Below are 4,080 nucleotides of genomic sequence, written 5' to 3'. Positions count from 1 at the left end.
AAGAAGGGTGAGAAAGGAATTAAAATTCTTGTTCCAAACCGAACTGTAGCAAAATTTAAAGACAAAGATGGGACATGGAAATCCGTTACAAAGGCGAGTGAGCAAGAGAAAAAACAAATTGAATCTAAAAGCGTAGAAGTGATGCCTGGTCGTTTATATTTTGCTGTCGGTCATGTGTTTGACGTGTCTCAAACAAACGCAAAAGCGGAAGATCTACCTCGTATTTTTCCGAATCGTTGGCTAGAAGGGAGCGTTACAGATTACCAGAGTTTGTATAAAGGAATGGAAGCCATTGCGGAAAAAAACGGTGTGAAAATTATTGCGCCAAAATCAGAACTGGGTGTCGCAAAAGGTGTGAGCTATCCCCTAACAAAAGAGGTTGCCTTGAATCCTAGAAATAGTGAATTACAAAATGTAAAAACACTTCTTCACGAATTGGCGCATGCCAAACTTCATACAGCAGAGACACGTATGAATTACACAGCACCAGAAAAAGAATTTCAAGCAGAAATGACAGCTTACGCCGTTTCTTCTTATTTTGGGATTGATACAAGCGAATATTCGTTAGGATATTTAGCGAGCTGGACACAAGGAAAAGAAATGAAAGATAAAACTAAGTTGTTGAAAGAAGTACATGAAACTTCGATTGAATTTATTGAGACAATTGAAAACACATTAGAAAAGGAAAAAGAACAAATAAATGAAAAAGAGGTGGAAAGTATGGCAAATAAAAATGAAGAACAGGACGAAAAAAATATTTTATTGGTCGAATTTATGAGTTTAAGTAACACGACACAAGAGCTTGTTTCTGTTGCAGAGTTAAGGGAACAAGCAGATAAAAACCGAGCGTTTGAGCCTGTAGAAGGTGTAGAAAAAATGAGTGATAAAGAATTTATAGAAGCATTTAACGAGGCGAATCAAGAAAAGTATGCAGCACTAAATCAGAATGAAATTAGTCGTCCAACTATGTTAGTTCAATGGAGCGACAATGAGACTTTTAAGAATAATCAACTGATTCCATTTGGAGAAGCCAATGAAAAAATGGCTGAAGTTATTTCAAGTATTGAAAAAGCAAGAGAAGAAGCTAAAGAAAGAGGTCAAACCATCCCTTACGATCAAGCTCGTTATCATATTGCCATTCCAAAAGAAGTAGATAGGGACTTTGGGAGAATGGAGCTTGTGAGTATGGATCGTATGAATATGGGTGATGGGGACTACAAAACGCCATATGAACAAGTATTAAACGAGAAAAGGTATCTATCGGATGAAGTGAAACAAGCGTTACGAGATGAGGTAATGAACCATAGAAATAACAAAGAAATACCAATGGAAAAAGCACAGGAAAGTACATTGGAAAAATCAAAAGAGACACCTAATCACTTAGTTACAATTGAAGTATTAGCAAACGGTATACACGATGAAGAAGAAGTTGCAAGAATCCACATGATGGATGCTGTTACGAAAGATATTAATTATTTGTCTGTATGGAATCAAGATTCAACAAATCGAGAAGATTTATCTGTTTTCCTCATGGAAAAGAACGGAAAACGGGAAGATTACTCCTTAGATAACATTTTGAAACCAGATTTATATGAAAAGGTTCAAAGTTCTATCTTTGATGGGAGAGGAAATTTGTCATTTGTTGTTTATGAAAAAGATGCAAATATGAGTCTAGATGAAATCGTAAAAGATGAACGATATGGACTCTTAGTTGATAAAGCGGAGTCACAAAAAGATTACTCATTTAATGAAAAAGAAGTGGAATTATATAAAGAAATGAAAAAGGAAGGATATGCACCTATTGTCTCTTTAGATCAACAAATTCAACCTTCAAAAGAAAAAGAATCAACTACATTAGATAAGGATTTAAGCCGGAAATTCGAAGTATACAGACGTTCACAATATGAAGAAACACCAGATAATATTGATAGTATTGTTACTCGTGTAAAAGCTGAAGAGCGGTATTATACAACAAAGTATGTTTCGATTGATAATGAGCTTGTAAGCCAGGAACACGTAGAAAAATTAGAAAATCAGGTGGATGAGAAGCTTGGAAAAGAAGGAATAACGGTGAATCAGTCTACAACTTCAAAGGAAACGGATTTTGATAAAAATTTTCAGCCATTGAATGGAAAAAAAGCGAATGATAAAGAAAAAGACAAGGAAATAGATCCTGGGAATGTAGAACGGTCGAAGTCTACAAAGAAATCGGGTAGAAAAAAAGAAACAATGGAAATGGAACGATGAAAAATTGTATAGACGGAATACCAGATTAAATCATTTTTTGTTACTCAATTGAGATAACGGAGAGTGATTTTTTTATATGTAGAAAAGAAAGAGGGTAAAAGGAAAAGCCCTCTTTCTTAAAGAGTGAATGCATGGATGTTTACTGCTTGTATGTTCCTTATAGTAAGGTTTTGTTGAATATTACATTCTTGTCCACCTTAAAGAGGAAATCGAATCAATACAAAATTTAAGTATTTCTCAACTTAAAAGCATATTAAATTTTAAGATTCTCTGTTATTATCAAGTGGCAATATCTGGTTTTAAATAATTTGATTAAAGAGGAGTGGGTAAATCAATGACATTTAAAGTAGGTATGAAGTACATGTTTAAAAATAAAAATAGTAGAAAATATCTAGACATATCAGGAAATGAAACAGGTAATAATGCTAATGTTCAACAATATGAATATCTTAAAGATGCACCTTCTGAAAGATTTTTTCTTCATCCACTAGATAATAATTATTATGCAATGATTAATCTAAACAGTGGTAAAGTTATAGACATATCAGGAAATGAAACAGGTAATAATGCTAATATTCAACAATTTGAGTGGCTTGGTGATGCACCTTCTGAATACTGGTACTTTCATCGTGAAGCAGATGGATATTATGTTATTGAATCAAAACATAGTGGCAAAGTTTTAGATATATCAGGAAATGAAACAGGTAATAATGCTAACGTTCAACAATTTGAGTTTCTCGCAGATGCACCTTCTGAGAGATTTGCAGTTGAAGAAGCAGGAAGTGTCTCACTCCCATCGATAAATACGCAACCATTATCACCTGTACCACAATATGAAACAATTAATGACCAACTTCCCGAAGAAACAGAACGTGTGGTAACAGCATTTACAATAGTTCCAGCTATTTCAGTAAAAGATCCGCATTATGGTGAAGATACAGCTAAACAAATAAAGGAAAATCCATATTATATGGTTGTGAAAAAACAATGGTGGAAAAAACAAGAATCTTATGTTTTAGCTCCTGGTGAAACATATAAATATACATCAAAAACAGGTATAAAAGTAACGGATCAAGAAGCAGCTACAAAAACAGTAAGTTGGAGTATTGGTGCTGATATGGGTTTTAGTTTTAAAGGATTTTCAGTAGGAATGTCCTCTCAATACTCAACACAATTACAGGCTTCTATAAGTCATACAACTGAACAATTAAAAGAGGAAACATGGGATCACGAGATAAAGAATCCATCTTCAAATAGGATGGCGTACTCTAGATATATACTTACTACAGAATATTCTGTGCAAAGGAAAAATGGTACACTCGTAAATTCTCCTTGGACGATGACTGATAAGACAAGAACGCATGCAGTTACTTATCCCAATGCTGAAGAAAAAGCATTGAATGAAAATGCAAAGCAATTATCAAAAGTTGAAAGTGTGAACTAAAAAAATATTTACAAAAAACACCTGATTTCTAAATGTTGAATCAGGTGTTTTTTATTCCGAAATAAAGGTTGGGAGTGCTTTCAAATAGCACTCTCTTTCTTTTTTAGTAAAAAGGAGGAAATACCATGAATGTATGGCTGTTTGCGGGCTGTATGTTCCTTGTAGCTGTCTTTTTGAACATATTGCTATTTATTTGGTCACAGAATGATAAAAAAGCGCAGAAATAAGAAATGGAAGCGTAAAACTGAAATTGCAGATTAATAGGAGGTACTAAATATGGGAAAAACATTATTTATTGCAGAAAAGCCGAAGGTAGCTGTTGAATTATTAAAATCACCTAGATTTAGAAATTCGCAAAAGCATCCAGGAAGCAAGCCTTATTATGGTTA

At 33.8% G+C, this 4,080-nt stretch carries 3 protein-coding genes; all 3 read left to right on the top strand.

Features of this window, described 5'->3' with window-relative positions:
- The coding region (locus CN409_RS30975) for an LPD25 domain-containing protein (RefSeq protein ID WP_098217982.1) at nucleotides 1–2,247 on the top strand (2,247 nt) is incomplete at its 5' end.
- A 334-nt stretch (nucleotides 2,248–2,581) separates the two neighbouring features.
- Entirely contained in the window at nucleotides 2,582–3,691 is a 1,110-nt protein-coding gene (locus tag CN409_RS30970) for an RICIN domain-containing protein (RefSeq protein ID WP_097982044.1), read from the top strand.
- Between the two features lie 276 nt (nucleotides 3,692–3,967).
- Nucleotides 3,968–4,080 (top strand): DNA topoisomerase I (locus tag CN409_RS32910; RefSeq protein ID WP_098217981.1); only part of this gene is annotated, 113 nt, incomplete at its 3' end.

It is taken from the genome of Bacillus sp. AFS012607, assembly GCF_002558005.1.
In the GTDB taxonomy this organism is placed as follows: domain Bacteria; phylum Bacillota; class Bacilli; order Bacillales; family Bacillaceae_G; genus Bacillus_A; species Bacillus_A thuringiensis_S.
This window is presented reverse-complemented; position numbering and strand designations above follow the sequence as displayed.

Bases quoted from the DNA above. Each gene is read 5' to 3' on its own strand.
- CN409_RS30970 (WP_097982044.1), top strand. From the start codon at position 2,582: ATGACATTTAAAGTAGGTATGAAGTACATGTTTAAAAATAAAAATAGT.